The 24,568-nt window shown below is 71.8% G+C and carries 23 protein-coding genes; 10 read left to right on the top strand and 13 right to left on the bottom strand.

Annotated elements, in window-relative coordinates; genetic code table 11:
• Window positions 1–2 precede the first annotated feature (2 nt).
• Entirely contained in the window at window positions 3–1,547 is a 1,545-nt protein-coding gene (locus C4T78_RS06515; RefSeq protein WP_093353538.1) for an FAD-dependent monooxygenase, read from the bottom strand.
• 121 nt (window positions 1,548–1,668) lie between these two features.
• Between C4T78_RS06515 and C4T78_RS06510 the strand changes: the two genes are divergently transcribed.
• The 3 genes from C4T78_RS06510 to C4T78_RS06500 all read left to right on the top strand — a co-directional run bounded on the left by C4T78_RS06510 (window position 1,669) and on the right by C4T78_RS06500 (window position 3,946).
• Window positions 1,669–2,310, top strand: coding sequence for a TetR/AcrR family transcriptional regulator (locus tag C4T78_RS06510; protein WP_093353537.1), 642 nt, complete (start codon window positions 1,669–1,671; stop codon window positions 2,308–2,310).
• A 31-nt stretch (window positions 2,311–2,341) separates the two neighbouring features.
• Entirely contained in the window at window positions 2,342–2,920 is a 579-nt protein-coding gene (locus C4T78_RS06505; RefSeq protein ID WP_093353536.1) for a TetR/AcrR family transcriptional regulator, read from the top strand.
• Window positions 2,921–2,992: 72 nt separating this feature from the next.
• The gene (locus C4T78_RS06500; protein WP_093353835.1) at window positions 2,993–3,946 is read left to right on the top strand and encodes an alpha/beta fold hydrolase; all 954 of its coding nucleotides are present in this window, start codon (window positions 2,993–2,995) and stop codon (window positions 3,944–3,946) included.
• 22 nt (window positions 3,947–3,968) lie between these two features.
• On the opposite strand, the gene C4T78_RS06495 is transcribed toward C4T78_RS06500, so the two are convergent.
• Complete coding sequence (locus tag C4T78_RS06495; protein ID WP_143185879.1) at window positions 3,969–4,187, bottom strand: hypothetical protein; 219 nt, start codon at window positions 4,185–4,187, stop codon at window positions 3,969–3,971.
• A 210-nt stretch (window positions 4,188–4,397) separates the two neighbouring features.
• Entirely contained in the window at window positions 4,398–4,676 is a 279-nt protein-coding gene (locus tag C4T78_RS06490) for a helix-turn-helix domain-containing protein (RefSeq protein WP_093145950.1), read from the bottom strand.
• Between the two features lie 53 nt (window positions 4,677–4,729).
• Here C4T78_RS06490 and map point away from each other — a divergent pair, with 53 nt between their 5' ends.
• Together map and C4T78_RS06480 are read left to right on the top strand one after the other, a co-directional pair.
• On the top strand, window positions 4,730–5,461 hold the full coding sequence (gene map, locus C4T78_RS06485; RefSeq protein WP_093353533.1) for a type I methionyl aminopeptidase: 732 nt from the start codon (window positions 4,730–4,732) through the stop codon (window positions 5,459–5,461).
• A 191-nt stretch (window positions 5,462–5,652) separates the two neighbouring features.
• The gene (locus C4T78_RS06480) at window positions 5,653–6,819 is read left to right on the top strand and encodes a macrolide family glycosyltransferase (RefSeq protein ID WP_093353530.1); all 1,167 of its coding nucleotides are present in this window, start codon (window positions 5,653–5,655) and stop codon (window positions 6,817–6,819) included.
• Window positions 6,820–6,869: 50 nt separating this feature from the next.
• On the opposite strand, the gene C4T78_RS06475 is transcribed toward C4T78_RS06480, so the two are convergent.
• Complete coding sequence (locus C4T78_RS06475) at window positions 6,870–7,577, bottom strand: DUF2306 domain-containing protein (RefSeq protein ID WP_235863578.1); 708 nt, start codon at window positions 7,575–7,577, stop codon at window positions 6,870–6,872.
• Window positions 7,578–7,761: 184 nt separating this feature from the next.
• Between C4T78_RS06475 and C4T78_RS06470 the strand changes: the two genes are divergently transcribed.
• The 3 genes from C4T78_RS06470 to C4T78_RS06460 all read left to right on the top strand — a co-directional run bounded on the left by C4T78_RS06470 (window position 7,762) and on the right by C4T78_RS06460 (window position 10,820).
• Window positions 7,762–8,703 carry a TetR/AcrR family transcriptional regulator C-terminal domain-containing protein gene (locus C4T78_RS06470; RefSeq protein ID WP_093353527.1) on the top strand — a complete coding sequence of 314 codons (942 nt, stop codon included), beginning with the start codon at window positions 7,762–7,764 and terminating at the stop codon, window positions 8,701–8,703.
• Between the two features lie 228 nt (window positions 8,704–8,931).
• Window positions 8,932–9,840 (top strand): zinc-binding dehydrogenase, encoded by a 909-nt coding sequence (locus C4T78_RS06465; protein WP_093353525.1) that lies wholly within the window; start codon window positions 8,932–8,934, stop codon window positions 9,838–9,840.
• 23 nt (window positions 9,841–9,863) lie between these two features.
• On the top strand, window positions 9,864–10,820 hold the full coding sequence (locus tag C4T78_RS06460) for an AraC family transcriptional regulator (protein WP_093353522.1): 957 nt from the start codon (window positions 9,864–9,866) through the stop codon (window positions 10,818–10,820).
• A gap of 94 nt (window positions 10,821–10,914) precedes the next feature.
• On the opposite strand, the gene C4T78_RS06455 is transcribed toward C4T78_RS06460, so the two are convergent.
• The 5 genes from C4T78_RS06455 to C4T78_RS06435 form a co-directional block, all read right to left on the bottom strand.
• A complete protein-coding gene (locus tag C4T78_RS06455) occupies window positions 10,915–15,711 on the bottom strand; it encodes a DUF4132 domain-containing protein (RefSeq protein WP_093353520.1) in 4,797 nt (1,598 codons plus the stop codon).
• A 130-nt stretch (window positions 15,712–15,841) separates the two neighbouring features.
• Window positions 15,842–16,417, bottom strand: a complete 576-nt coding sequence (locus C4T78_RS06450; protein WP_093353518.1) for a 1,2-dihydroxy-3-keto-5-methylthiopentene dioxygenase — start codon at window positions 16,415–16,417, stop codon at window positions 15,842–15,844.
• On the bottom strand, window positions 16,414–17,040 hold the full coding sequence (mtnB, locus tag C4T78_RS06445) for a methylthioribulose 1-phosphate dehydratase (RefSeq protein ID WP_093353515.1): 627 nt from the start codon (window positions 17,038–17,040) through the stop codon (window positions 16,414–16,416). The genes C4T78_RS06450 and mtnB overlap by 4 nt, the downstream gene beginning before the upstream one ends.
• Window positions 17,037–17,756, bottom strand: coding sequence for an acireductone synthase (gene mtnC / locus C4T78_RS06440; protein ID WP_093353512.1), 720 nt, complete (start codon window positions 17,754–17,756; stop codon window positions 17,037–17,039). Before mtnC ends, mtnB begins: the two co-directional genes overlap by 4 nt.
• A complete protein-coding gene (locus C4T78_RS06435) occupies window positions 17,753–18,784 on the bottom strand; it encodes a s-methyl-5-thioribose-1-phosphate isomerase (RefSeq protein WP_093353510.1) in 1,032 nt (343 codons plus the stop codon). Before C4T78_RS06435 ends, mtnC begins: the two co-directional genes overlap by 4 nt.
• Before the next feature lie 207 nt (window positions 18,785–18,991).
• Here C4T78_RS06435 and C4T78_RS06430 point away from each other — a divergent pair, with 207 nt between their 5' ends.
• A complete protein-coding gene (locus C4T78_RS06430) occupies window positions 18,992–19,792 on the top strand; it encodes an ABC transporter ATP-binding protein (RefSeq protein ID WP_093353507.1) in 801 nt (266 codons plus the stop codon).
• Between the two features lie 63 nt (window positions 19,793–19,855).
• Here the strand turns inward: C4T78_RS06430 and C4T78_RS06425 are convergent, their stop codons facing one another.
• Window positions 19,856–20,638, bottom strand: a complete 783-nt coding sequence (locus C4T78_RS06425; RefSeq protein ID WP_093353505.1) for an SDR family NAD(P)-dependent oxidoreductase — start codon at window positions 20,636–20,638, stop codon at window positions 19,856–19,858.
• Between the two features lie 318 nt (window positions 20,639–20,956).
• On the bottom strand, window positions 20,957–21,409 hold the full coding sequence (locus C4T78_RS06420; RefSeq protein WP_170210408.1) for a hypothetical protein: 453 nt from the start codon (window positions 21,407–21,409) through the stop codon (window positions 20,957–20,959).
• A 378-nt stretch (window positions 21,410–21,787) separates the two neighbouring features.
• Between C4T78_RS06420 and C4T78_RS06415 the strand changes: the two genes are divergently transcribed.
• Window positions 21,788–22,039 carry a helix-turn-helix domain-containing protein gene (locus C4T78_RS06415; protein ID WP_093353502.1) on the top strand — a complete coding sequence of 84 codons (252 nt, stop codon included), beginning with the start codon at window positions 21,788–21,790 and terminating at the stop codon, window positions 22,037–22,039.
• Window positions 22,040–22,104: 65 nt separating this feature from the next.
• Here the strand turns inward: C4T78_RS06415 and mug are convergent, their stop codons facing one another.
• Window positions 22,105–22,695 (bottom strand): G/U mismatch-specific DNA glycosylase, encoded by a 591-nt coding sequence (gene mug / locus C4T78_RS06410; RefSeq protein ID WP_093353500.1) that lies wholly within the window; start codon window positions 22,693–22,695, stop codon window positions 22,105–22,107.
• Between the two features lie 579 nt (window positions 22,696–23,274).
• Window positions 23,275–24,306, bottom strand: a complete 1,032-nt coding sequence (locus C4T78_RS06405; protein ID WP_235863577.1) for a coiled-coil domain-containing protein — start codon at window positions 24,304–24,306, stop codon at window positions 23,275–23,277.
• Between the last annotated feature and the right edge of the window lie 262 nt (window positions 24,307–24,568).

The raw sequence follows: 24,568 nt of genomic DNA, 5'->3' as shown, positions 1-24,568 counted from the left end.
TTCTAGGCGGCGGTGGGCAGCCAGCGCCGCAACGCCGCGCGCAGCGCCTGCACGGCCTGGCTGTCCACGTGATCTGCGGCCCAGGCGACGTAGCAGTCCGGGCGCAGCAGCAGCGCGGCGGGCGCTCCCGGCTGGGGGCGGGCGGTGACGACGTCGAGGTGATCGCGCCACTCGGCGGTGATCCCGGCCAGCGAGCCATCACCGGTCAGGTCCAGCAGCAGCGGCCGCGCTGTCTGAGTCAGCTCCGCCAGCCGGGCGGGCCCGGCCTGGGTGTCCAGCACCAGCTCCGGTGCGAACCGGCCGGTCAGCGGGTGCGCGGCGGGATCGCCCATGTCGTAGGCGATGTCGGCGCCGGTGGTCAGCTCGGCCAGGCGGCGCACGGTGTCGCGGTCGCCGAGCAGTTCGGTCACCACCGCGCGCAGACCGGTGACGTCGCTGCCGGGAGCGATCAGGGCCGCTTGCGCCTGCGCGTTGAGCACCATGCGCTCGGCGGCGGCCCGCCGCTCGGTCTGGTAGCTGGCCAGCAGGCCGGGCGGTGCGCTGCCGCGGATCTCGGCGGCCAGCTTCCAGCCCAGGTTGGCCGCGTCCTGCAGGCCGAGGTTGAGGCCGGGGCCGCCGCCGGTGGCGGAGTAGACGTGCGCGGCGTCGCCGATCAGCAGCACCCGCCCGGCGGCGAACCGCTCGGCCACCCGGGTGTTGCCGCCGCTGAGCCGCCGCAGCACGTGCGGGCCCGTGCCGCCGGGTGGGCTCAGCGGCACGTCGGTGCCCAGCACGCGGCCGATGCTGGCCCGCAGCTCGCCCAGGCTCATCGGGGCGTCGGTGGCGGGCTGGTCCCACTCCGTGGTGCTGATCAGCGGCGGCTGGCCGGGCAGTGGTGCGTAGGAGAACCCGCCGGTTGCGGTGCGGTGCGGCAGGAACGGCGCCACCGCGCCGAAGCCGGGGACCTCCAGCGCGCCGGTCGCCGGGTCGATCCACTCCGGTGGGACCTCGGCGTGCGCCGAGCGCACCGTCATGCGGTCGTAGGTGAGGCCGGGGAAGGCGATCCCGGCGAGCTTGCGGGTGCGGCTGTGCGCACCGTCGGCGCCGACGAGGTAGCGGGCCCGCAGCCGGTAGGTGCCCTGCGGGCCGGTGACCTCGGCGGTGACCGCGTCCTGGTCCTGGGAGAAGCCGATGAGTTCGTGCCCGCGGCGCACCTGCACCCCGAGCTGCGCCGCGCGTTCGGCCAGGACCTGCACGATCCGCCGCTGGGGGACCGCCGCGGTGTGGACCGGGCTGTTCTCCAGCAGGCTCAGGTCCAGTCCCAGCCCGCCGAAGGTGAAGTAGGCGGAGTTCGGCTGCGGCGGCCGGGTGTCGCCGCTGAGCCGCTCGTGCAGTCCCCGGTGGTCGAGCAGTCGCACGACCTGGCCGAGCAGCCCGTTGGCCTTGGGTTCGCCGTCGGGTTCGGGCAGGCGTTCCAGCACGACGGGCCGGATTCCGGCCAGGCTCAGCTCGCAGGCCAGCATCAGCCCGTTCGGGCCGCCGCCGACGATGACGACATCGGTGGTCACCAGCGTTCTCCTCACCTTCCCCGCGGGCGGGCCCAGCGCGCGTCCGCGGGGCCGAACCTAGACGCAAAACTTGCGTGCGCGCAAGTTTGCGTGCACGCAGGAAAGGTGGGAGGGTGGGCCGGTGACCACACGGCGGACAGGACTGCGCGAGCAGAAGAAGCAGGCCACCGAGAAAGCACTGCGCGAAGCGGCACTGCGGCTGGCGCTGGAGCGCGGACCCGACAACGTCCGCGTCGACGACATCGCCGAAGCCGCCGGAGTCTCACCCAGGACCTACAACAACTACTTCTCCAGCCGCGAACAGGCCATCGTCGCCGCCATCACCGCCGAACGGCACACGCGAGTGGCCGCCGCGGTGGCCGCCCGGCCCGAGGAGGTCGGCCTCGCCGAAGCCATCACCGACTCGATCGTGGAGCAGTACACCGGCACCGGCACCGGCCACGACGCCATGGCCATGATCACCACGAGCCCCGCGCTCCGCGAGGCGTTCCTGCACGCCGCCACCGCCATCGAAGACCCCCTCGCCGCCGCCATCGCCCACCGCCTCGGCGACACCGGCCCGGCCACCGCCGGCGTGCTCGCGGCGGCCGTCACCGCCGCGATCCGCACCACCATGAGGCGGTGGCTGCAGCCCGCGCCCACCGCCGGCGGCCTCGTCATCCCCACCGGTTCGCTCCCGGACCTGCTCCGCACCGCACTCGAAGTCCTCGCGCCCGCGCTCGACGCCGCAGAGGAACAACACCGCCCAGACACCCGTTCTTGAATGAACGGTCCAGTATGCGTAGGGTTGCGGCATGGGCAGGGTGAAGGAGTTCGACCCCGACGCGGCACTGCGCGCGGCGATGGAGCTGTTCTGGCGCCAGGGCTACGAAGCGACCTCCATGCAGGACCTGGTCGAGCACCTGGGCCTGGGGCGCGGCAGCATCTACGGAGCGTTCGGCGGCAAGCGCGACCTGTTCCTGGCCGCGGTCGAGCGCTACGCCGAGGACGCCCGCGCGGGACTGCTCGACCAGCTGGCCGCACCGGGCTCCTCGCTCGAGGCGGTGCGCGCCCTGGTGCGCTGGTACGCGCACACAGCGGTGGCCGACGAGCACCGCAAAGGGTGCCTGGTGACCAACACCGCGGTCGAGCTGCCCGGTGACGCCGATGCCGCGCGCCTGGTGGCATCGGAACTGGAAGTCGTGGAAACCGCTCTCACGACCGCGCTGATGCGGGCGAGGAGCGAAGGGGAGCTGCCCGCCGACCGCGACCCGGCGGCGCTGGCGCGCTTCCTGGTGACGGTGCTGCAAGGCATCCGAGTGGTCGGCAAGACCGCGCTGCGCCAGCGCCTGATCGACGACACCGTCGAGCAGGCCCTGGCACTGCTCGACTGATCCACCCCGCTCCTCCCGGGGACGCCCATGCCCATTTTCTGGACCGATCATTCAACTAAAGGACATGTGATCATGGTTTCCGCTGTTCCCACCGACGCCGAACTGGCCGCCACGCTCGACGGCGACTTCACCAGCGACCACACCCAGGTCAACGGAACCCGCCTGCACCACGTCAGCGGAGGCACCGGCGACCCGCTGGTCCTGCTCGGCGGATGGCCGCAGACCTGGTGGCAGTTCCGCAAGATCATGCCCGAGCTCGCCCGCCGCTTCCACGTCATCGCCGTCGACCTGCGCGGCATGGGCGGATCGGCCAAACCCGAGACCGGCTACGACAAGAAGACCATGGCCGCCGACATCCACGCGCTGATCGACCACCTCGGCCACCGGTCGGCCTTCGTGGCCGGGCACGACATCGGCGCCGCGGTGGCCTACCACCTGACCGCCGGCTTCCCGCACGCCGTGCGCCGACTGGTCACCCTGGACCTGGGCGTACCGGACGCCTCGTGGCTGGCCATCCCGATGCTGCCGGCCAGCGACGAGCAAGCCGCCGCGCTCGCCGAAGGCCGCGGCGGATATCCGTGGTGGTTCGCCCTCAACCAGCTGCGCGAACTCCCGGAACGACTGCTCGACGGGCGGTTCCGGCTGCTGATCGACTGGCTCTACGGCCACATGCTCCGCGACCAGGCATCGGTCGACGAGCAGGCCCGCCGCATCTACGCCCACGCCTATGACTCACCGCAGGCCATCCGCGCGGGCAACGGCTGGTACCAGAGCATGCGCCAGGACGTCGCGGACCTGGCCACCTACCCGCCGGTGACCACACCGATCCTGACCCTCGCGGGCGAGGACAGCTACCCGGCGCTGCGCGAGCAGATGGCCGACAAGGGCACCGATGTGCGCGTCGTCGCCGTGCCCGGCAGCGGGCACTACATCCCCGAAGAACAACCGGAATTCCTGATCGCCCGGCTGACGGAGTTCTTCACCGGGCCCCACCGCACGACCGAGCCGGAAACACCGGCCGCCTGAGCGCCAACCGGCTCCGCCGTGCTCACAACCGCATGTCGATGACGAGCTCGCCCGGCGCGTGGCGGGACTCCACGAGTACCAGTGCATCTCCCGCCCGCGCCAGCGGGGAGGCCGCCGTGATGCGCGGACCGAGCCGCCGGGCGATCACCAGCTCGGCGACGCGCTCGAGCCCGCGGCGGACGAACGCGCCGCCGAGCTCGGTCACCGACCCGTTCACATCGCGGACATGACCGGAACGCACCAGGTGATCGAGCGCATTGGACGAGGACCGCGCGACGGATCCGGCCGATCGAAGACCTCCGGGACCTCGGCCCCACCGAAAGTCCGGCACCCGAGAGCTGCGCTCCTCGCGGTTTCCGCCCTCCCGGGAATCGCGCTGTGCTCTTCGGGTCGGTCGCTGTCGGCTCCCCATCGCCTCGCGCCTGACCGAACCCGGCGGAAGGGCGGCCGGTCAGGCGGAGATGCGTGGTCGTTGCGGGGGAGTCTGGCCGGTGAGGATGGTGCGGCGCAGTTCGTCCAGCGACAGGCCCACCGCGTCGGCCAGAGCCGCCACGGTGAAGAACGCCGGGGTCGGGATCCGGCCCTTCTCGATCTTGCGCAGCGTCTCGGTGGAGATGCCCGCAGCTGCGGCGACCTCGACCATGCTGCGCTGGCCGCGCGCCTCCCGCAGGGCCTGGCCCAGCAGTTCGCCCCGGCGCAGCTCGTGCTCGGTGAGAGGTTCACGCACCATGACCGCGATACTAATATCGGTATAGTTATTGGGCCAGTCCGCTGGAGCAGCACGTGATCGAGCTGAAGACCGCCACCGAGATCGACGCCCTGGCCGAAACCGGGCGCATCGTCGCCCGCACCCTGCGCGCCGTGCGCGCCCACGCCCGGCCCGGGATCACGCTGCGCGAACTCGATGATCTCGCCCGCACCACCATCACCGACGCCGGAGCCAGGGCCTGCCGCACCGCGGCGGGCGCGATCTGCACCTCGGTCAACGACGCCATCGCCCACGGCATCCCCGATGGCACCCGCCTGGCCGACGGCGACCTGATCAGCATCGACTGCGCCGCGAGCCTGCACGGCTGGTTCGGTGCCGCGGCGATCACCTTCAGCGTCGGCCAGGCCCGGCCCGAGGACACCGCGCTGGTGCGTGCCGCCGAGCAGTCCCTGGCCGACGGCATCGCCGCCGCCCAGCCGGGAGCACGCCTCGGTGATGTGTCCCGCGCCATCGGCGTGCTCGGCCGCAGCGCCGGATACGGCATTCCCGCCGGGCTCGGCGGCGCAGGCGTGGGCCGCGACCGGCGCGAAGCGCCACCGGTTCCCAACGACGGCCACCCGGGCAAAGGCGTCCCGCTGCGCCCGGGACTGGTGCTGAGCATCGAGCCGGTGCTGTCGGCCGGCGGCACCGACAGCACCCGAAGCGACGGCCCGGTGGTGCGCACCGCCGACGGCAGCCGCGCCGCCCACACCGGGCACACCATCGCCATCACCGCCGAGGGCCCGCGAATCCTCACCGGGAACTGATCGGCATCCACCGCAATTCCCCCACGGCACCAGAAAACGGATTCCCGCCGGGACCTCGGGCACCGGAGTCAATCCGCCGAAGGTCCTTTCCTCGCCGCCGCACGATGATCAATGACACATGCGACGCAGCGTGCCCATCCGGATACTGGGAATTGCCGATCACGCCATCGCAGGAATTGCCCCGAGGAAACATGAAAAAGCATTTTGCCTTCGTCAGCGTGCCCGCCGCCGGGCACGTCAACCCGACCCTGCCGCTGGTGGCCGAACTGCTGCGCCGCGGCCACCGGGTCAGCTACGCCGTGGGCCACGGCATGGCGCCCGCCGTGAAATCCGCGGGCGCCGAACTCGTCGAACTCCCCACCGAACTGCCCAAACCCGGCCGCGGGCCGCTCAGCGAGCGCATGGGGATGATGCTGGACTTCTTCTGCGAGGACCTGCGCGCCAGCATCCCGGTGCTGCGGCAGCGATTCGCCGCCGACCCGCCGGATGCGGTCTGCGCCGACATGATGACCCCTCACGGGCGCATGCTCGCCGAAGAACTCGGCGTTCCCGCGATCGTGCTGATGCCCAGCATGGCCTCCAACGAGCACTTCTCGATGCTGGAGGCCGCACCACCCGGCGAGGAATTCCCCGCCGAGCTCTTCACCGAGATGAACAACCGGATCGAGCAGGTCGCCGGTGAACTCGGCGTGCGGCCGGTGGTGCCCTTCCAGCCGCAATCCGGCGAGCTGAACCTGGTGTTCCTGCCGCGCGAATTCCAGCGGGCGGGCGAGACCTTCGACGAGCGGTACCACTTCATCGGCCCGCTGCTGGGCGAGCGCGACCAGCAGCCCTGGCAGCCCCGCGACCCGCAGGCCCCGCTGCTCTACATCGCACTGGGCACCGCCTTCAACGACCGGCCCGACTTCTACCGGATGTGCCTGAACGCGTTCGGCGACAGCCGCTGGCAGGTCGCGATGTCCATCGGCCACGACGTGACGGCCGGTGACCTGGGGCCGGTGCCCGACAACTTCGAGGTGCGCGCCAGCTTCCCGCAGCCTGCGGTGCTGCGCCACGCCAGCGCGTTCGTCTCCCACACCGGCATGAACTCCACCATGGAATCGCTGCACGCCGCGGTCCCGCTGGTGGCCGTGCCGCAGATGCCCGAGCAGGCCATCAACGCCGCCCGCGTCCAGGAACTCGGCCTCGGCCGCCACCTGGACCCCGGGACCGTCACCGCCGAGGTGCTGCGCGCCGCCGTCGAGGACGTCGCCGCCGACGAGAGCATCCGCGCCAACCTGGAGAACATGCGCCGGATCGTGCGCTCCAGCGGTGGTGCGGCAGCCGGGGCCGAGGCGCTGGAGAACCACCTCGCCTGAACCGCGGTGGTGTCGCCGGCGACCCCCTGATGCGTCGGCGACACCACCGTTCACCGCGTCGCGCCGCGAGCCCGCCGCGGGCGGCGGTCCAGCCACCACTGGCACACCAGCAGCGGAACGACCCAGCCCAGCCACGTCGACAACCCGGCGATGGTCGAGATGAAGTAGTCCATGTTCCCGCCGAAGGTCGTCGGCAGCTGCGGCGCCAGCAGGATCGCCCACAACGGCGACCACACCCGGTTGGTCATCGTCGAGATCGTCAGCACGAACGAGCGGAGCATCCACTTGCGGTGATCACCGAAGCGGCGGGCCCGCCCCGCCCGCCAGCCCGCCGCGGTGCAGCCGAACCACACCGCCGCCAGCGTCAGGTTGCTGGCCACCGCCACCGGGCCGAACGGCGCGAACACCGCCACCGCCACCGCCAGCACCGCCGCGGGCAGCACCCCGGCGAAGACGTAGGCCCGCCCGATCAGCCGGTGCGCCCGCGGGTACCGCGCCCGGAACGCCGGCCACACCTGGAAGCAGCAGCTCAGGATCGCCACCGTCCCGAACAGCACGTGCCCCACCAGAAGCGGGTAGTGCACCTCCATCCCCCCGGGCACCTGCACCCGCGAGAGCGCGGGATCCAGCGCCAGGTACGGCGGCAGCGAGTAGACCACGAACATCACCGCCACCAACGCCAGCGGCCCCACCCACGGTCGCCGCCACCACCGCACCGGCGACCGCTCCACCTCCGGCCGCTGCACCACCGTGCTCACCTTCAACCTCCTCGCGTACGCCGTACCAGATGCGTACACCGTATTGAGGAACGCGAGAAACCGGCACGGCAAAACGAGAAACCGATGGAACTTGTTGGAGGTGAACTAGTGCGAGGAGGTGTTCTCCGTGGTGCGCTACGCTTCCCGGCACACGTGCACTAGTGCGACGACAAAGGGGAGCGCGATGCCCGCCGAACCACAACCGCCCTACCTGCGCATCGTCGCCGACATCCGCGCCCGCATCGACTCCGGCCGACTGCGCCCCGGAGACCGCGTCCCCTCCACCCGCCAGATCACCGAGGAATGGGGCGTGGCCATGGCCACCGCCACCAAAGCCCTCGCCACCCTGCGCCGCGAAGGACTCGTCCACCCCGTCACCGGCACCGGCACCGTCGTCACCGACCCGACCCACCGCGCACCCCGCCGCCGCAGCCCCCGCACCACCACCACCGACACCCACATCGACCAGCGGCGCATCGTCCGCGCCGCCATCACCATCGCCGACGCCGAAGGCCGCAGCGCGGTGTCCATGCGCCGCGTGGCCGCCGAACTCGGCGCCGGCACCATGTCGCTATACCGGCACATCCCCGACAAGGAAGAACTCCTGCGGCTCATGGCCGACGCCGCCCTCGCCGAAACCCCGCTGCCCGAACCCAGCCGCCGAAGCTGGCGCCGCAGCCTGGAAAAACTCGCCCGCCAGCACTGGGCCACCTACCGCCGCCACCCCTGGCTGGCACCCACCGTCCTGACCTCGCTGGCCCAGCCGCCCCTGCTGCCCACCGGCGTCGACCACCTCGAATGGCAGCTCACCGCCCTGAACGGCCTCGGCCTGCCCCGCAGCACCGCCCTGCACATCGCCGTCAGCGTCAACGGCTTCGTCGGCGGCATCGCCATGAGCCACGCCATGGAACGCGAGTACACCCAGGAAACCGGCCTCACCCTCCGGCAACGCCACAACACCGACCAGGACGAACTGCACGCCCTGCTCGGCAGCGGCCGCTACCCCGAACTCGCCGCCACCGCCGCCAGCGGCATCACCCTCGACCTCGACCAGCTCTTCGAATTCGGCCTGCAACGCCACCTCGACGGCATCGCCGCCCACCTCACCACCCGCAACCACCGCTGAGCGTCCACTCGGGACGCCGAGCGCGGACGCTTGCACCCGAACGCCTCCGGGCTCACCGGGCCACGCGCCGCACTGATACAGATCGTCAACTGATCGCCTCTCACGGGGCTGGTCGCCGTGCTGGTCCTGCGTAAGCTTTCAAAGCAGACGGCAGTGCGGCATTCCGCGCACTCCGCCCGATGCCGCGCCGAATGTTCAGGCGCATCCACGACAGAAGGAAGCACACCCATGCGCGCCCTCGTGGTCGATCACGGCCAGGCCGGACCCGTCCGGTTCGCCGACGTCGATGAGCCCGTGCCCGCCAGCGACGAGGCGCTGGTCGAAGTCCGGCACATCGGTCTCAACTTCGGAGAGCTGAACTACGTGCACCAGTGGCCGGCCGGTGCTGTGCACGGTCACGACGCGGCCGGGGTCGTGGTGCGCGCCGCAGCCGACGGGTCGGGCCCGCCCGAAGGCACGCGCGTCGCGGTGGGGATGTCTTCCCACGCGTGGGCGCAGCGGGTGGCAGTCAGCCCCGCCTCGCTGGGCACCGTCCCCGAGGGCGTGGACCTGGCCGACGGTGCCGCGCTGGGGATCGCCGGGGTCACCGCGCTGCGGGTGCTGCGCAAGCGTTCCCTGCTGGCGCGCAACGTACTGATCACCGGCGCCAGCGGGGGCGTGGGGCACTTCGCCGTCCAGTTGGCGGCGCTGGCGGGCGCCCGGGTGACGGCACTCGTGGGTGCGCCGGAACGGGCCGCTGGACTCCGCGAACTCGGGGCCGACAAGGTCCTGACCGACCTGGCCACCACCGAGGACCGGTTCGACCTCGTCCTGGACACCGTCGGCGGGCCGCTGCTGGCGCAGGCCTGGAGTCGCCTCGCCGAGGGCGGCACCCTCCATGTCGTCGGCTATTCCTCGGGGCAGGACACCACGTTCCCGTCAGGGACCTTGTTCGGCTTCGGTGAACCCCGCAGCATCGCCACCTACGGCGACATGACGCCGACCAGCGGGGAGCTGACGGACCTGCTGGGCCTCATGGCCGCCGGGAGGCTCTCGGCACCGGTCGGGCTGCGAGGCCGCTGGCAGGACGTGGGCGAGGCCGTCCAAGCGCTGTTCGCGCGGGAGGTGCGCGGAAAGATCGTCCTTGACGTGGCCTGATGCCCGTCGGTGAGGATACGACGATGGACGTACTCGCGGAGGCTTTGCGCGTATCGGGTGCGCGAGGAGCGCTCGGGGTCGTGCTGAAGGCCGGCGGAGCCTGGGGCCTGTGGCTGGACCCCCACCCGGCAGCGGCACTGCACGTGGTCTCCCGCGGCACGATGTGGCTCCACCTCCCAGGCGCGGAACCCCTGCGGGTCCGGGCAGGAGACGCCGTCCTGCTGTCGCCGGGCACCGCCCACGGGATAGCCGGCGGGCCCGGTGCGGCGATGGGCCCCTGCGACCGGAAGGCGACGGCCCAAGCCCTCACCGACGGCAGCGCCGTGCACCTGGGCTCGACGCCAGGGCAGACGGAAGTGCTCGTCCTGCGCTACGAGCAGGACCCGGAGGTGAGCACACCGGTGCTCACCTCCCACGGTGGGCCGATGCACATCACCAGCGGGGAGAACGCACAGCTCAGCAAGACCGTCGAGCTTCTCGTGGCCGAGCTCGCACGACCTCAGATCGGCACCACCGCCGCGGTCAACAGCATCGTCGACCTCCTGCTCATCCAGTTCGTACGCGTCTGGCTGGCCCGCCACCCCGGGAAGCAGCCCGGCTCGTGGCTGGGCGCGATGCGCGATCCGGTCGTGCGCGACGCCCTGGCATGCCTGCACGCCCGACCCGAACACCCCTGGAGCACCGAGTCGCTGGCGGCCGCGACGGCGGTCTCCCGCACGACGCTGTCCAGGCACTTCCGGTCCGCCCTCGGACAGACCCCGGGTGCGTACCTGACGCAGTGGCGCATGGACCTGGCCTCGGTCCGGCTTCGCGACACCGACGAGCCGGTCGAGTCGATCTCCGGCGCGGTCGGCTACGCCTCTCCGCACGCGTTCAGCCGGGCCTTCCGGCGCGCCCGGGGCATACCCCCGGGCGAGTACCGCGCACGGCTGCGCGGTACTCGCCAGCAGGCGGTCACCGGCAGCACTCCAGCGCCGTGAGGAGCCGCTGCCCGGCCGAAATACCCGGCTGCGACCGTCATTCCAGCCGCGCGGCGGCCTCCAGTGACTCCGACGAGCTCAGGAAGCGCAGATCCTACACGACCAGCGCGACATCGGTGGCGCCACCGCCGCGCAGGGCCGGAGCCAGGGCCGCCAGGTCCGGCCAGCGGGACGGGCGGAGGTGGACGCGGTAGCCGTCTCCAGCGGGCTCCAGGACCAGAGCGTCGCCGATGGCGAGCCTGCTGCCCGGCAGGTGCGCCGCGGTTGCCCCGGCGGCTCGCTCCAGGGAGGTGACCGAGGTGACCCCGGTGGCGATGGGCAGGATCGTCTCCGGGCCGGAGAGGTGTTCGTGCAGGTCGCGCAGGCGGGCAGCAGCGGTTGCCCGGGCGGGGTGGCCCTCGGGCAGCCGGTCGGCCAGCAGCCCGGCAGCACGGGCGATGTGCCCCAGCGGCGGTGCGGACCGGCGCTGGCCGAGCAGGGCGACCAGCGCCACCAGGACGTCCTCGGCACCGGAGGCGAGGGCGACCCACTGCTCAGCGGTGAGCGGGGTGAGCCTCGGGTGGCGTTGCGTCCAGTACGCGACCGCCCGGTCCAGGTCGGGGCCCGTGCGCCAGAGATCGGCGGGATCCTCGGGCATGAGCAGCTCGCCGACCTCGACGGCCTCATCGAGGCTGCTCATCGCCTCCAGCGACAGCGCAGCGATGCGCAGTCCGGACTCGGTCAGACCGGGCGCGCAGGCGCCGTCGCCCGTGCGGAGGGCGGCCACGCGGCCCTGCGCCCAGCCTTGCGGCCAGGACAGGGTGCGGGCCGAGCCGGACAGCAGGATCAGGCACTGAGCCGGTGACAGGCCGGTGGCCTCGGCGAACGCCCGCGCGGTCGCCTCCCGGTCCACGGGTGGCCGACCGTTCTCGGCGATCAGCTCCAGCGCCCGCCGGAGCCGGCCCGGATCGCCCCAGCCGCGGCAGGTCCGCAGCTCGACGACGCGGTTGCGGGTGAACAGCAGCGGGTCGGGGCCGCCCGGGGTGTGCAGCAGCGCCGTGACCGCGTAGCCGTTGCCCACCTCCTCGTAGTCGGCGACGGCGGCGCTGGCGATGGGGCCGCGGCCGGAGTGGATCTGCCCGAGCTCGTACTCCGGGCGCAGCCGGGCGACGTGCCAGGTGCCGTCGGTGCGGAGCAGATCGGGGACCGCCGCCAGCTTCAGCAGCCGCGCGCGCCCACCGGTGTTGCCCCACGCGGCATCCAGGACGGCGGCGCCGAGACGGCCCAGCGCGTTCTCGACTCCCTCGACGGCCGCGGAGTTGAACGTCGCGATCTTCTTGTCGTAGGGCACGTCGACGGCGGCGCGGGTGAAGTGGACGATCCTCTCGTACGCCGACTCCGGCCCCGGGTCCTCCGGTTCCGCGGGCTTGCCGGACGCGACAGCGGGCGTGGCGGAGGCAGGCGCCGGGCGCAGGTGCGGCGGCGGGGTCAACGCCAGGCGTTGCAGGAGGGCCAACGCGCGCTCGCGGCATTCGACGGCCGTCCACACCAGGAACGTCACGCCCTTCCACAACGACTCGTCGGTGATCTCCGGCAGGAGCGGCCGGAGCCGTCCCGCCAGCTCGTCGCGGACGGCGTCCTGCTCCCGGAATCCGCTGTCGGGATCGAGCACCCGCATGAGCTCGGCGGCGAGAGCGGCATCGGCGACGTCGATGAGGGCCTGCGCCTTCTCCTCGTCCACGGCGCGCAGCGCCCTGGAACCTTCGGGGTCGCGCGGCCGCATCGCCGACCACCAGCCGGGAGGAGCGACCAGCCGGGTCCCGGAGGCGTAGCGGTGGTGCTCGACCGTGCCGATGTTCTCGGCACCGTCGTGCTCGGGCACCCGGCCCCAGCCGCGGACGTAGCGGCCGATGCTCCGCCCGGCCGGGTCCCGCAGCTCGATGACCCGGCCCCGGCCGCGCCACACGGTGGCCTCGGCACCACCGGGGAAGACGACACGTTCGCCGTCGGCCGCTACGACGCGACCAGCGGCGGGGTGCGCGCTGCCGTGCGGGCAGTGCGGGCCGCCGTGATCGAGCACGGTCACCCGGCCGTTCACGGCGATCAGGCAGCGGTCGTAGAGGTCACGCGCCTCGGTGCGCTCGTGGGACCGGCTCGAGACGTACTCGTAGGTGCCGAAGCCGTGGGACGGGCCGACTCCGTCCGGGGTGACCACCGAGGCGCGGAACTTGTGCTCCCAGAGCCGGCCGGCCTCGATCAGCAGCAGATCGGTGCCGCTCTCCTCCAGGTAGTCGGTGATGGTGCTGACGTGGCCGGGAACGAAGGCGGGCAACTCCAGTTCGTCGAGGACACCGCCGCTGAGCGTGGCGGCCAGCGCGCGGGCCGGGTCCGTCCCGGTCGCGATCGTCCGGACGCTCTCCAGCAGGAGAGCCGGGACTCCGGGGACGGTGAACCGCTCGGCGTCGCACAACGCGGCGTGCGCGTCGGGAAGTCCTTGGTGCGGGACCCGCTGGGCGTGCTCGGCCAGGATCTCGGCGACGATCCGCGCCGTTCCCGGTGTCGCGGTCAGAGCCCGCACGGTCTCCGGAGCGGTCTGCTTCGCCACGGCGGGCTCGGTCACGTTGAGCTGGTTGGTCACGTTGCCCACGACCGCGTCGCGCAACACCGCGGCCCAGTCCGGGTCGGCGGCGACGGCGGCCAGATCGGTGCCCACTCCGGCCGCCAGCCGGTCGTACAGCTTGAACGTGTGCAGCAGCCGGGGCCGGGCGAGCGGCACGCCGCGCTCCAGGAGGAGATCGAGCAGCGGGAGGTCGGCGGCGGTCTCCTCCCAGCGGTTGACCTCGTCCTCGTCCACGCCCAGCACCGCCTCGTGGTCGCCGCAGGTGAGGCCCTCCGCCCGCAGCCGCGCACCAGCGTCGTGCAGGAGATCGCCCAGACCGGCGACGGGCAGCGCGAGCCCTGCGTACAGCTTCAGGAAACGGCCCAGCCACTCCTGCACAGCTGTTCCCGCCAGCCCGGGGGAGGTGGTGAACGGGGTGCTCATGCCCGCGCCCGCGAGGTTGGCGAGCAGGAGCGACACCGCCGCGCTCTTGGCCTTGGGGGTGTCCTTGGCGGGCAGTGGCAGGATGCCGAGCAGTGCGCGGCCGATGCCCGCATCCGCCCGCGTCATCGCGCCGAGCAGCGGGAGGACGAACTTCCAGAGGGCCTGCGGTGCCGACTGCATGCAGCCGCTGGCCAGCAAGGCCCGCACGGCGCGTTCGTCCTCGGGCCCGCCGAGTGCGTGCCCGGCGGCCTTAGCCAGCGCCGCCCAGCCCTCGGCCAGGACCAGCGCACCGTCCGCGCCGTCGGGGACTTCCTCGCACCACGCGGTGAGCAGGCTGCGTTGCCAGCGGTACGCGTCGGGCTCCGGATGACGGGCCCCGAGACGCTTGCGGTGCTTCTTGAGCGTGGCCGTTGCCGCGACGTCCGCTCCCGCGGTCAGGTGCGCCGCGATGAGCGCGGTCTCGTCGACCAGCAGTGCGCGCGTTTCCTCGGCCGCGCGGGCTTTTTCGAAGAACGCGGCGGCGAAGCGGTCGCTGCCCACAGCGGCCAGGATCAGCGCGCACTCCTCGTAGAACAGCGGCAGCAGCTCGGGCGCGCGGGTTTCCAAGGCCTCACCGGTACGGCTCAGCGCGGTGCGCGCGAAGCCGGGCCTGCGGGCAGCCAGACCGCGGGCGGCCTGCAGGTCGGTGTGCGCGGCCAGGATGTGGGTGCGGTGCGCCGGGTGCGCGTGCAGGGCCGAGGCGAGGAAGCCCAGCGGGCCCGCGTGCACGGTGCCGACGTCGGTCTCCGCCACCGGGGCCAGGCCGTGCAGCGACTTCTCGGCCTTGTCGCCGTTGACCGCCGCGCGACGGAGGAGTTCGATGACCGGCTCGTCCAGGACGGGGTGCTCGTAGCGGACCGCGACGCAGGTGTCCTCCTCGGAGCCGGCAGCCGCGCCCGGCATGACCGCACCGGCACGCAGCAGCACGGCGCGGGTCGGGGCGGTGATGCCGGAGGTCTGCACGGTGCCGGGCTCGCCCTGGTGGACCTCGCAGTAGCGGGCGTAGGCCTCGGCCGGTTCCATCGCCGGTTCCGCGTCGTCCACGGTGCGCTTGGCGTACAAGCCCATGAGTATGCGGATGCCCTCGGACCAGGCGATGTCGCCGATCTCCCGGCCGTCCGAGGTGAAGCTCAGCCACGCCATGTAGGCCGGGCTCATCGGCCCGCTCCAGTCCACGTCGATCTCGATGCCGAGCGGCTCGGGCGCATGCACGGTGAACCGCGCCCTGTCCCGCTTGAGGCGCCCGCCCAGCTCGTGCACGCGGCGCTCGAACGCGGCGCCGCTCTCGTACTGGGCGTCCAGGTATCCGAAGGTGTCGACCACGCCGAACGCGCGGTCCATGCTCGCCGGACGCCTCCACACCTCGCGGTCCACCTGCTCGACGACCTGACCGAGATCGCGCGCCCGCCAGCCGGGCAGCTCCTCGCCGAGCAGCAGCGGGTGCGGGATCGCGAAGGCGTCGGCGCCCGCCCACGCACCCTCACGCAGGAGCGCGCAGCGGCCGAGGTCGGGCGTGCCGTCGAGGATCGGGGCGATGACCAGGTCGGTGAGCGTCTCGCGCCACACCGGGTCGTCCCACACGGCCGCCAGCACCGCGGCCGGGACGGGCAGGGACCGCACCATCCAGGACTCGACCTGGTCGTGCACGGCCCGCGCGTGCTCGCCGACCCGGTCGCAGAGGGCGGCGAGCCGCACCGCGGCCGGGTCCTTCTTGACGTTGGCCGGCACCTTCGCCAGCACGCGGCCCGCAGCCGTCCGGCAGGCCAGCACCGGACGCAGCGCGCCCTCGACGGTGATCTCGTGGCCCGTGGCGATCCCGATCCATCCCATGCCAGGAGATTGTTGATCATCCCTACGACATTCGGCGGGAAAACCGGGAAAACCGGTGATCGCCCGCGGGCGAGGCCGGGAACACGAACGCCGGGCGCGGACGAGGTCCGCACCCGGCGCCCGGTGATGATCAGCGCGAGGCCATCAGCTCGTCGAAGGACGGGAACCGCTCGGCGGTGTCGGTGTCGCAGAAATCGCCCACCCAGCCGTCCTCGTCGTGGAAGAAGCGGATCGCCACGAAGTCCGGGCGCACCCCCATGTCGAACCAGTGCGTGGTGTTGGCCGGCACACTCAGCAGATCACCCGCCTCGCACAGCACCCCGTAGACCTTGTCCTCCAGGTGCAGGTAGAACACCCCCGCACCGCGGGCGAAGAACCGGTCCTCGTCATCGTCGTGGGTGTGCTCGGAGAGGAACTTCTCCCGAGCCGCCTTGGCCTGCTCGGCCCACTGCGGATCGTCATCGCGCGGCGCCATCACCGCCGCGTCGACCTTGATGTAGCCCTCGGCATCGATGACCCGGTCGACCTCCGCGCGGTAGGCCTCCAGCACCTGCTCCGAACTCGCCCCCTCGGGCAGCTCCTTGAGCTCCCAGCGCTCGAAGCGCACCCCGAACCGCTTGAGCAGCGCGGCGATCTCGACCGGATCCTCCGTGCGCACCTCCACGGTGCCGGGGTCGGTGTCGGGCCACACGGTCAGCAACGTCATGCCACACCCTCCTGAATTCCGTTCGCGGCCAAGGTGAACCGGAACAACCAGTCCAAGCACTCGGTGCGGTGCCGGGCCTGCACCAGATCCCGCCCCCACACGTACACCCCGTGGCGGGCCACGACCACCGCAGGCGTCGCGGCGTCGAAGGAGGCCTCGAAGGCATCACCCAGCACCCGCATGTCCTGGCTGTTGGGCACCACCGGCACCGTCATCACATCGTCGTCGCGGCGCCCCAGGCCCTTGAGCATCTCCAGATCGCGCAGCACCACGCCCTCCGGCCAGCGCTGCCCGGCGACCACCGCCGAAAGCATGTGCACGTGCACCACCGCACCCGCACCGGCCACCGCCGCGATCCGCGCGTGCAGCCCGGCCTCGGCCGAGGGCCGCTGATCCGGGTTCGGCTGGTCGGGCACCGCCGCGCCCGCCTCGTCGACCACCACCACGTCCGAGGCGGTCAGCTCGCCCTTGTCCAGGCCGCTTGCCGTCACCGCCAGTCGCAGCGGTGCGCGCCCCAACGTCACCGACAGGTTCCCCGACGTGCCGCGCATCCAGCCCAGCCCCGCCATCCGCGCCGACTCCGCGGCCAGCGCCGCCCCGGCCCGCTCCAGCTCGCCGCTCACACGATCACCTCAAGCTCCACCTCGTCGAAACCCGCCACCACCGGGTGCGCCCCGAAATCGGCGTCGGCGAACGGTTCCCCGTCCCGCGCCAGCCCCACCGTCAGCCAGCCCGCCGCCGCCGCGGCATCCAGCTCGGCGGGCACGTCGGAGAAGAACACGACCTCACCCGGCACCGCACCCAGCTGCCCGGCGATCGCCTCGTAGGACGGGCGCTCCCGCTTCGGCCCGGCGTTGACCGTGTCGAAATGACCGGCGAAGAGCTCCCGCAGATCACCCGCGGTGGTGTTGGAGAACGACGCGACCTGCGCGGCCACCGAACCCGAGGAGAACACCGCCAACCGCGCGCCCCTGCCCCGCCAGTCCCGCAACGCCGGGACCACGTCCGGGAAGTAGTCGGTGCGCAACTCGCCCCGCGCGTAGCCGTCCGACCAGATCAGCCCCTGCAACGTCTTCAGCGGCGTGGCCTTGCGGTCGGCATCCATCCAGGAGTGCAGCACCGCCACCACCTCACCGGTACCGGCACCGGAATCCAGGCCCGCCTCGGCCTTGACCTGCTCCACCGCCTCGGCGACAACCGGATCGGAGCCGTGCTCGTCGATCCACGGGCCCAACCGCGGCCGCGCGTAGTCATAGAGCACCACGTGCACCTGGCTGGTGGCCGTCAGCGTGCCCTCGATGTCCAGCACGACCCACCGGGCCGCAACCCGCACGCTCACCGCGATTCCTCCCCGAAGTACTCCGGCAACCGCTCCGGGGTGAACGCCCCGCGATCGGTCACCACCGTGGTCACGAACTGCGGATCGGTCACGTCGAACGCCGGGTAGAGCCCGCGGACCAGATCCGTGGCGCTGCGCCGCCCCAGCGTGTGCAGCACCTCGTCGCCGTCGCGGTACTCGATCGGCACGTCCGCGCCGGTCGCCGAGTGCGGATCCGGGGCGTGGCACAAGGCGTGGAAGGGCACCCCGAAGGCCTGCGCGGCCACCGCGTGCTGCAACGTGCCCACCTTGTTGATCACGTGCCCGTCCATGGTGACCCGGTCGCTGGCGGTCACCAGCGCATCGATCTCCCCGGCGCGCATCAGCGACGCCGGCATCGCATCGGTGACCAGCGTGGTCTCCACACCCATCTCGGCCAGCGTGTGCGAGGTCAACCGCGCGCCCTGCAGGTACGGGCGGGTCTCGGTGCACACGAACGACGGCTTCAAACCCGCCTCCAGCGCCGCCTCCACCAGACCCACCAGGTACAGATCACCCCAGCAGTGCGTCAGAACCCGGGCGCCCTGCGGCAGCAGCCGCGCACCGGCACGGCCCATCTCCCGGCTGCGGCGCCGGTAATCGGCGTCACCGGCCTGCGCACCCGCCAGCGCCGCGGCGGCCACGTCATCACCGCCCTCGGCCACCGCCGACATGACCCACTCCACGGCCTTGCGCGGCTGGTCGTTGGTGGGGCGGGTGGCGATCAGCCGGTCACCGGCGGCGCGCAGCCGCGCCCGCGCGGTGTCGGGATCGGCGCCCGCGGACTCGCGGGCCGCCAGCACCATGCCCCACAGCACCGCGAAGTACGGGCCCGAGGACTGGGTCACCATGTCCTCGATCGCGACGGCGACCTCTTCAACGGTTCGGGCGTGCACCCAGCGGTGCTCGAACGGGAACACCCTGCGGTCCAGGATGTGCACTCCGTCCTCGGCCAGTCGCACGCTGTCGGCCAGCGTCGGCGAGCCGGGGTGCGCGGAAGGTGGCGGCATGAATCCCTCGATGCGAAATGTGTGGTTCTTGCGCCGCCAGCGTAGTCAGCACGGCCCGCACCACCGCAAACCAACCCACATCGCGAGAGCCGCCGCGATCAGTTGTTACAGTCCGAACACCGCCTGTCCGCCTGCACCGGAGCCGTTGCGCGCAGCCACCCCTCGCGCGCCGCGACCCGCAGCGATCCCGCCCGGAAGGCACCTTCCTTGATCGACTCCCGGCCCACCGACACCGGCCCGGTCCTGCACGCCGACGACGTCGACGTCGTCCGCGACGGCAACCACCTGCTGCGCTCGGTGTCGCTGCAGGTCCACCCCGGCCAGCACTGGGCGCTGCTGGGCGCCAACGGCGCGGGCAAGACCACCCTGCTCAACCTGCTCGGCGCCATCAACCACCCCACCCGCGGCAGCGTCACCGTCCTCGGCCACCGGCTCGGCCGCGTCGACATGCGCCAACTGCGCTCCTACGTCGGCCACATCAACCCCCGCCACCCCCTGCGCAGCCCGCTGCGGGTCCGCGACGTCGTGCTCACCGGAGTCACCAACACCACCGAACTCGTCCCGCGCTGGCAACCGACCCAGCAGCAGGCCGACCAGGCCGACCGGCTGATCAGCACCCTCGGCATGAGCGAGAAAGCCCAAGCCCGCTGGGAAACCCTCTCGCAGGGGGAGCGGGGCCGCACCCTCATCGCCCGCGCCCTGATGCCCGTGCCGCGCCTGCTGCTGCTCGACGAACCGGCCACCGGACTCGACCTGGCCGCCCGCGAACAACTGCTGACCAGCCTCGACGACCTGCGCGCCGAACACCCGCAGCTGGCCACCGTGCTGGTCACCCACCACCTCGAAGAACTGCCCGCCAGCACCACCCACGCCATGCTGCTGCGCGACGGCCAGTGCCTGGCCTCCGGCGAGGTCGACGAGGTGATCACCACCGACCACATCAGCAAGTGCTTCGACCACCCGGTGCGCATCACCCGCACCGACGGCCGCTGGCACGCCCGCGCCTGACCCGGGTCCGCGCCCGCCGGTCCGCGCGACCGCTCTCCGGCGGTGGCGCGGACCGGCTCCCGGTCACAACGCGTGGCCGCCGGCGACCTGCAGGACCTGCCCGGTGATCCAGCGCGCCTGGTGCGAAGCCAGGAACACCACCGCATCGGCGATGTCATCGGGCTCACCGACCCGGCCCATCGGCACGATCGCGGTCACCGCATCGATCTCCTCGGCACCGATCCACCCGGTCTGCACCGGCCCCGGCGCGACCGCGTTCACCCGGACGCCCCGAGCCGCCAGATCCAGCGCCATCGACCGGGTCAGCGCCTCCAGCGCCGCCTTCGAGGTGCCGTAGCCGGTCTGACCGGGAAACGCCCGCGCGGCGTCCGTGGTGATGTTGACGACCGACAACTGCCCGCTCTCGCGCCGCGAGCGCACCGCTTCGGTGATCAGCACCGCCGGAGCGATGGCGTTGACCCGGTAGTGCCGCTCCAGCGACCCGGCGGTCAGCGAATCGACCGAGTCCGGCAGCTCGCAGTGCGCGGCGTTGTTGACCAGCACGTCCACCGAACCGGCCTGCTCCACCACCGCCCGCACCAGCCGCCGCGGCCCCTCCGGTTCGGCCAGATCCTCGCTCACGGCGAAAGAACCGTTGCCGAGCTCGGCGGCGAGCTCGGTGGCCGCCGAGCTCGCGGGCGTGATGTGCGCCCACTCGACGTGCTCGGGCGCGGGGGTGTCCTGTGCGAGGTAGTGGACCGCCACGCGCGCGCCTTCAGCGGCGAACGCCCGGCTGATCGCCGCACCGACATTCCCCGAACCTCCGGTGACCAGCACGGTCCGACCGGCAAGACGGGTATCGATCATCGTCGTCCTCCTCCATCAACGGGATGCTCAACCAGCGATCACCCGTCGAGGAGGAGGCCCGCGCGCCCCAGCAGAGGCGCGCCCGGAAAAACGACAGAACATGAACCCGACCCGTCAACGCGCAGCACCCCGCCGGGCAGCACGCCTCGGACGCGGGGAAGGACGAGATCAGGAACGCATGCCTGGCACCCTACCCGAACCCGATCAACTCAGACGACCGGCCGGGCAGAACGGGCAGTGGGAATGACAGTGGCCCCGGTCCCGGCGCAGGATGCAGGTCTGCGCCAGGGCCGAGGCCACCGCTGTTGACGCTCGGGGTCAGCGCCGCTTCTTCGGCGGGTCCTTGCGCAACAGGTCCGGTCCGATGATCCGCCGCACCACGCGCCGCACCAGGCTGCGCTTCTTCGCCGGAGCCGCCGGTGCCTTCGCGGCGGGCCGCGAGGCGGGCTTGGGCTGCGGCGGCGCGACTGCCGGCTGCGGCCCCGTCAACACCGGCGAGGCCGCCGGGGGATCGGGGTTGAGCCGCTTGGCGAACTCGGGCTGCTCATCGCGGATCGCGGGAATGTAGGGCTGGGTGACCTCCACCCGCTCCGGCGCGTCGGCCATCGTGGGTGGGGGAACCGGTCGAGTGGGAACGATCACCTCGTCCAACGGCAGCTGACCGACGATGCGAGTTGTCGGCGGCCCGGCGTCGGGACGCGGCGCCTGCTGGGCCGCCGTCGGGAGCGCCGGCTGGAACCACGGTCGAGCAATGTCGTCTTGAATAGTCATCCGTATCGACTCTGCGAGGGAGCAAACGGCCAGTGTCACCGGAACGGGGTCTTCCCGATCCAGCCGATCAGACCCTACCGGTAACGGACAGATAAAGCACACCCCCGTGTTCCCTAGCTCTCCCCGGCGATCACGCCCAGTGCTGAATCGGCCATTCAGCGCTACCGACTGCTCCACCAGGCGTGGCGCGAATAGCGGAATCGGCGTTCCACCAGCGCAAACACCTACCAGGCTCCGCTGATCGTCCACACCGGAACAACCCGGCCCGCGATCACGGCGCCGCCGAACCTACGGACGGAGACAGAAAGATCCACTCCGGTAGCGTGTCCGCAGCCGCCCGCCGGCCGGCGCGGGCACCAACGACGAGGAGAAACATCCATGCCAGATGGCGGCGACCGCCCAGCGCAGGTCGAGCAGGAAACCGAACACCCCCACGACACCGAAGACCTGGTGCGGCTGGTGACCCTCATCCGCACCGAGCAGGGCTGGACGAAGACCAGGCTGTCCGACGCCACCGGCGTCCCCGAGTCCGAGATCTCCCGCTTCGAAGCGGCCGAGATCGTGCCCGCCAAACCGATGGCGATGCGCTTGCTCGAAGGAATGGGCAGCATCGAGCCCGGCCTGTTCTGAACTGATCCGCGGGGGAAGGCGGGCCCGCACCGCGCGGATGCGGGCCACCGCCCCGCGCACGTCGCCTAGCGGGCCGTTTCGCGGTCGCTGCGATCGGCCGGCGGCTCGGGCAGCGCAGCCTGCCGCAACTGCCGGAACTCCGCGGCCAGCGTGCCCGCTGTCCAATGCGCGTTGAGACCGCTGGGATTGGGCAGCACCCACACCTGCGCGCCCTCGATCAGCCGGTCCTGACGGCCCACCGTCGCCCGCCGCTCACCGAAAGCCACCCGGTAGGCGGTGATCCCCACCACCGCCACCCACTGCGGGCGGTACTGCCGCACCTTCGCCGCCAGCGCCACGCCACCGGCGCGCAGCTCGTCATCGGACAACTCGGCGGCACGCGCACTGGCCCGCGCCACGAAATTCGTGATTCCCAGGCCTAAACCCGGCAACTCGTCCTGCTCGTGGGGCGCCAGCAGCCGCGGCGTGAACCCGGAAGCGTGCAGCGCCGGCCAGAACCGGTTGCCCGGGCGGGCGAAGTGGTGCCCGGTCGCACCCGACCACAATCCGGGGTTGATCCCGCAGAACAGCACGCGCAGACCGGGGGAGAGGACGTCCGGGATCCTCGCCCCCTCCGCTGCGGCCAGCTCCTGCGCACTCGGACGGTTCCCCGACAACTCCCACCTCCGGTACAGGCACCCGATTCACCCCGGACCTTAGCCGGGCACCCGAAGCCGCCCGCCCCCAACCCCGAATCGCACCGGCATCGCCAACCGGGCGGAAAAGACCGGCCCGGACCGGCAACATCACTTTCTGGTGCGGAAAGACGTTCCAGCGGAGATCCATCGCAATACCGGGGGCGATCTCATTCCGAGCCCGAATGCATCCTCACACGCCAGACCCGCGTGATACGCGGGAACAGGGCTACCGCCCGCGGCTCCGATGCCCGAAAACGCCGAGATAAAGCCGGTTCGACGTTTCCAGCGCAGGAGCGCGGCCTCGATTCGCGATTTGCTTTTACTTCCGCATCGGTGTGCACATCGAGGCGAGAAACCGGGGGATCGGACCGGCATCACACGCAGAATGCAACCCCGCTGATTCCGCCAAAGGAACTCGCCGGATTCCGCTTTCGCATTGATTTTCTCCGGACAGCTGTTCCACGCGGAATGCGCATTCCGCGCGACAATGCCTGACTCGGCCTGCAACGTCGGGCAACCAGGTCAAGATCACGCTCCCAGCCACACCACCCAGTTTCGTCACTGTGACGATCCCGGTGCGCGATCGGCAGCCGGATCGCCGGGCTCCAGGACCGACTCGACGCGCTTTCGCAGCGCGGCGTCGTCCCCGGCGCTGTCCAGCGCACTGGCGATCCGGTTCCTCAGCTCCGCCAGCTCCCGGCGCGCGGCCGCTTCGGCCTCGCGGCACCGGGCGGCCTCGCTGCGCAGGGAATCGAGCTGGCCGTGCAGCGGAGCCAGGTTGCCTGCGTAGTTGTGAGCGGCCTCGGCGAGCTGATCGGTCAGCTTCGCGATGCGCCGATCAGCAGCGTCCTGAACGTTCTGCAGCCGCAGAGCGTGTTCCTCGGCTTGAGCGCGCAACCGTTGCTCACCGTTCTCGGTCAGGGCAGCGCGCAGTTCCTGACGAACCTGTTCCTCCTCACGACGCAGCTGATCGAGCCGTTCGAGCCCGACAGCACGCTCATCGGCCAGAGTTCGTTGCAGCTCGGTGATGCGGTCCTGGGCATCGGTGAGCTGCGCGAGAGCCCGCTGCCGGTCACTGCGAGCGCTCTCGGCCGCCTGCTGCGCCTCATCACGTTCGGCGAATGCTCGGTCACGCTCGGATTCCGCCCGGCGGGCCTGCTCCTCGGCGGCCGCTCGTTCCTTCCGGGCTTCCTCGGCCTCGCTGCGCGCCAGCTCGGCCGAGGAAGCCGCCTGCTCACGGGCGACCTCAGCTGAGCGCGCGGCCTGCACGGCCTGCTGGCGTTCGCTCTCAGCCGCCTCGCGAGCGGCGAGCGCAGAGGCCAGCTCCCCGGCGGTGTGGGCCTGCAGGGCCGCGACCTCCTGGCGCACCGGGTCCAGCGCGGAGTGCAGCACGGTCAGACGTTCGTCGAGCGTGTGCACGTCGAAACGGGTCATCGGCTGATCCGGGCCGTAGACCTGCACCCAGATCTCGCGGTGCTCATCGAGCATCGCGCAGGTGATGGTCTTGGCGCCCCAGTTGCCGTAGCGATCGGGATCGGCGGGGCAGTAGGGGGTCGGCCGGCCGCCCCGAGGCGGCAGCGGCGGCAGCACCTGCCCGCAGTAAGCGCAGAAGGCCTCCTCCCCGGCAGCCAGGGCTCGCAACGTCACCTCCCGCCGCTGCTCCCGGCTGCCCCTGCGTGCCGGAGCGGTCACCCGCCCCTGCCCATCGGTGATCTCCGCGCCTTCCAAGCCATCCACCTCGGCACTCATACCGCCATGACCTGCACTTTCTCAAGCCACCAAGTTTCAGTTCCAAAACTCTAACATCAACTTCGAGGTTTCAATCCAAAACCATGCCGAGTGTCATGATGGA

Source organism: Saccharopolyspora kobensis, from assembly GCF_900108315.1.
In the GTDB taxonomy this organism is placed as follows: domain Bacteria; phylum Actinomycetota; class Actinomycetes; order Mycobacteriales; family Pseudonocardiaceae; genus Saccharopolyspora; species Saccharopolyspora kobensis.
Note: the sequence above shows the minus strand (reverse complement) of the source record. Positions and strands in the feature narration are given on the sequence as shown.

Coding starts and splice junctions, on each gene's coding strand:
- C4T78_RS06505 (WP_093353536.1), top strand. CDS start 2,342: ATGGGCAGGGTGAAGGAGTTCGACCCCGACGCGGCACTGCGCGCGGCG.
- C4T78_RS06500 (WP_093353835.1), top strand. CDS start 2,993: ATGGTTTCCGCTGTTCCCACCGACGCCGAACTGGCCGCCACGCTCGAC.
- C4T78_RS06490 (WP_093145950.1), bottom strand. CDS start 4,676: ATGGTGCGTGAACCTCTCACCGAGCACGAGCTGCGCCGGGGCGAACTG.
- C4T78_RS06480 (WP_093353530.1), top strand. CDS start 5,653: ATGAAAAAGCATTTTGCCTTCGTCAGCGTGCCCGCCGCCGGGCACGTC.
- C4T78_RS06470 (WP_093353527.1), top strand. CDS start 7,762: ATGCCCGCCGAACCACAACCGCCCTACCTGCGCATCGTCGCCGACATC.
- C4T78_RS06465 (WP_093353525.1), top strand. CDS start 8,932: ATGCGCGCCCTCGTGGTCGATCACGGCCAGGCCGGACCCGTCCGGTTC.
- C4T78_RS06460 (WP_093353522.1), top strand. CDS start 9,864: ATGGACGTACTCGCGGAGGCTTTGCGCGTATCGGGTGCGCGAGGAGCG.
- C4T78_RS06455 (WP_093353520.1), bottom strand. CDS start 15,711: ATGGGATGGATCGGGATCGCCACGGGCCACGAGATCACCGTCGAGGGC.
- C4T78_RS06450 (WP_093353518.1), bottom strand. CDS start 16,417: ATGACGTTGCTGACCGTGTGGCCCGACACCGACCCCGGCACCGTGGAG.
- C4T78_RS06435 (WP_093353510.1), bottom strand. CDS start 18,784: ATGCCGCCACCTTCCGCGCACCCCGGCTCGCCGACGCTGGCCGACAGC.
- C4T78_RS06425 (WP_093353505.1), bottom strand. CDS start 20,638: ATGATCGATACCCGTCTTGCCGGTCGGACCGTGCTGGTCACCGGAGGT.
- C4T78_RS06420 (WP_170210408.1), bottom strand. CDS start 21,409: ATGACTATTCAAGACGACATTGCTCGACCGTGGTTCCAGCCGGCGCTC.
- C4T78_RS06415 (WP_093353502.1), top strand. CDS start 21,788: ATGCCAGATGGCGGCGACCGCCCAGCGCAGGTCGAGCAGGAAACCGAA.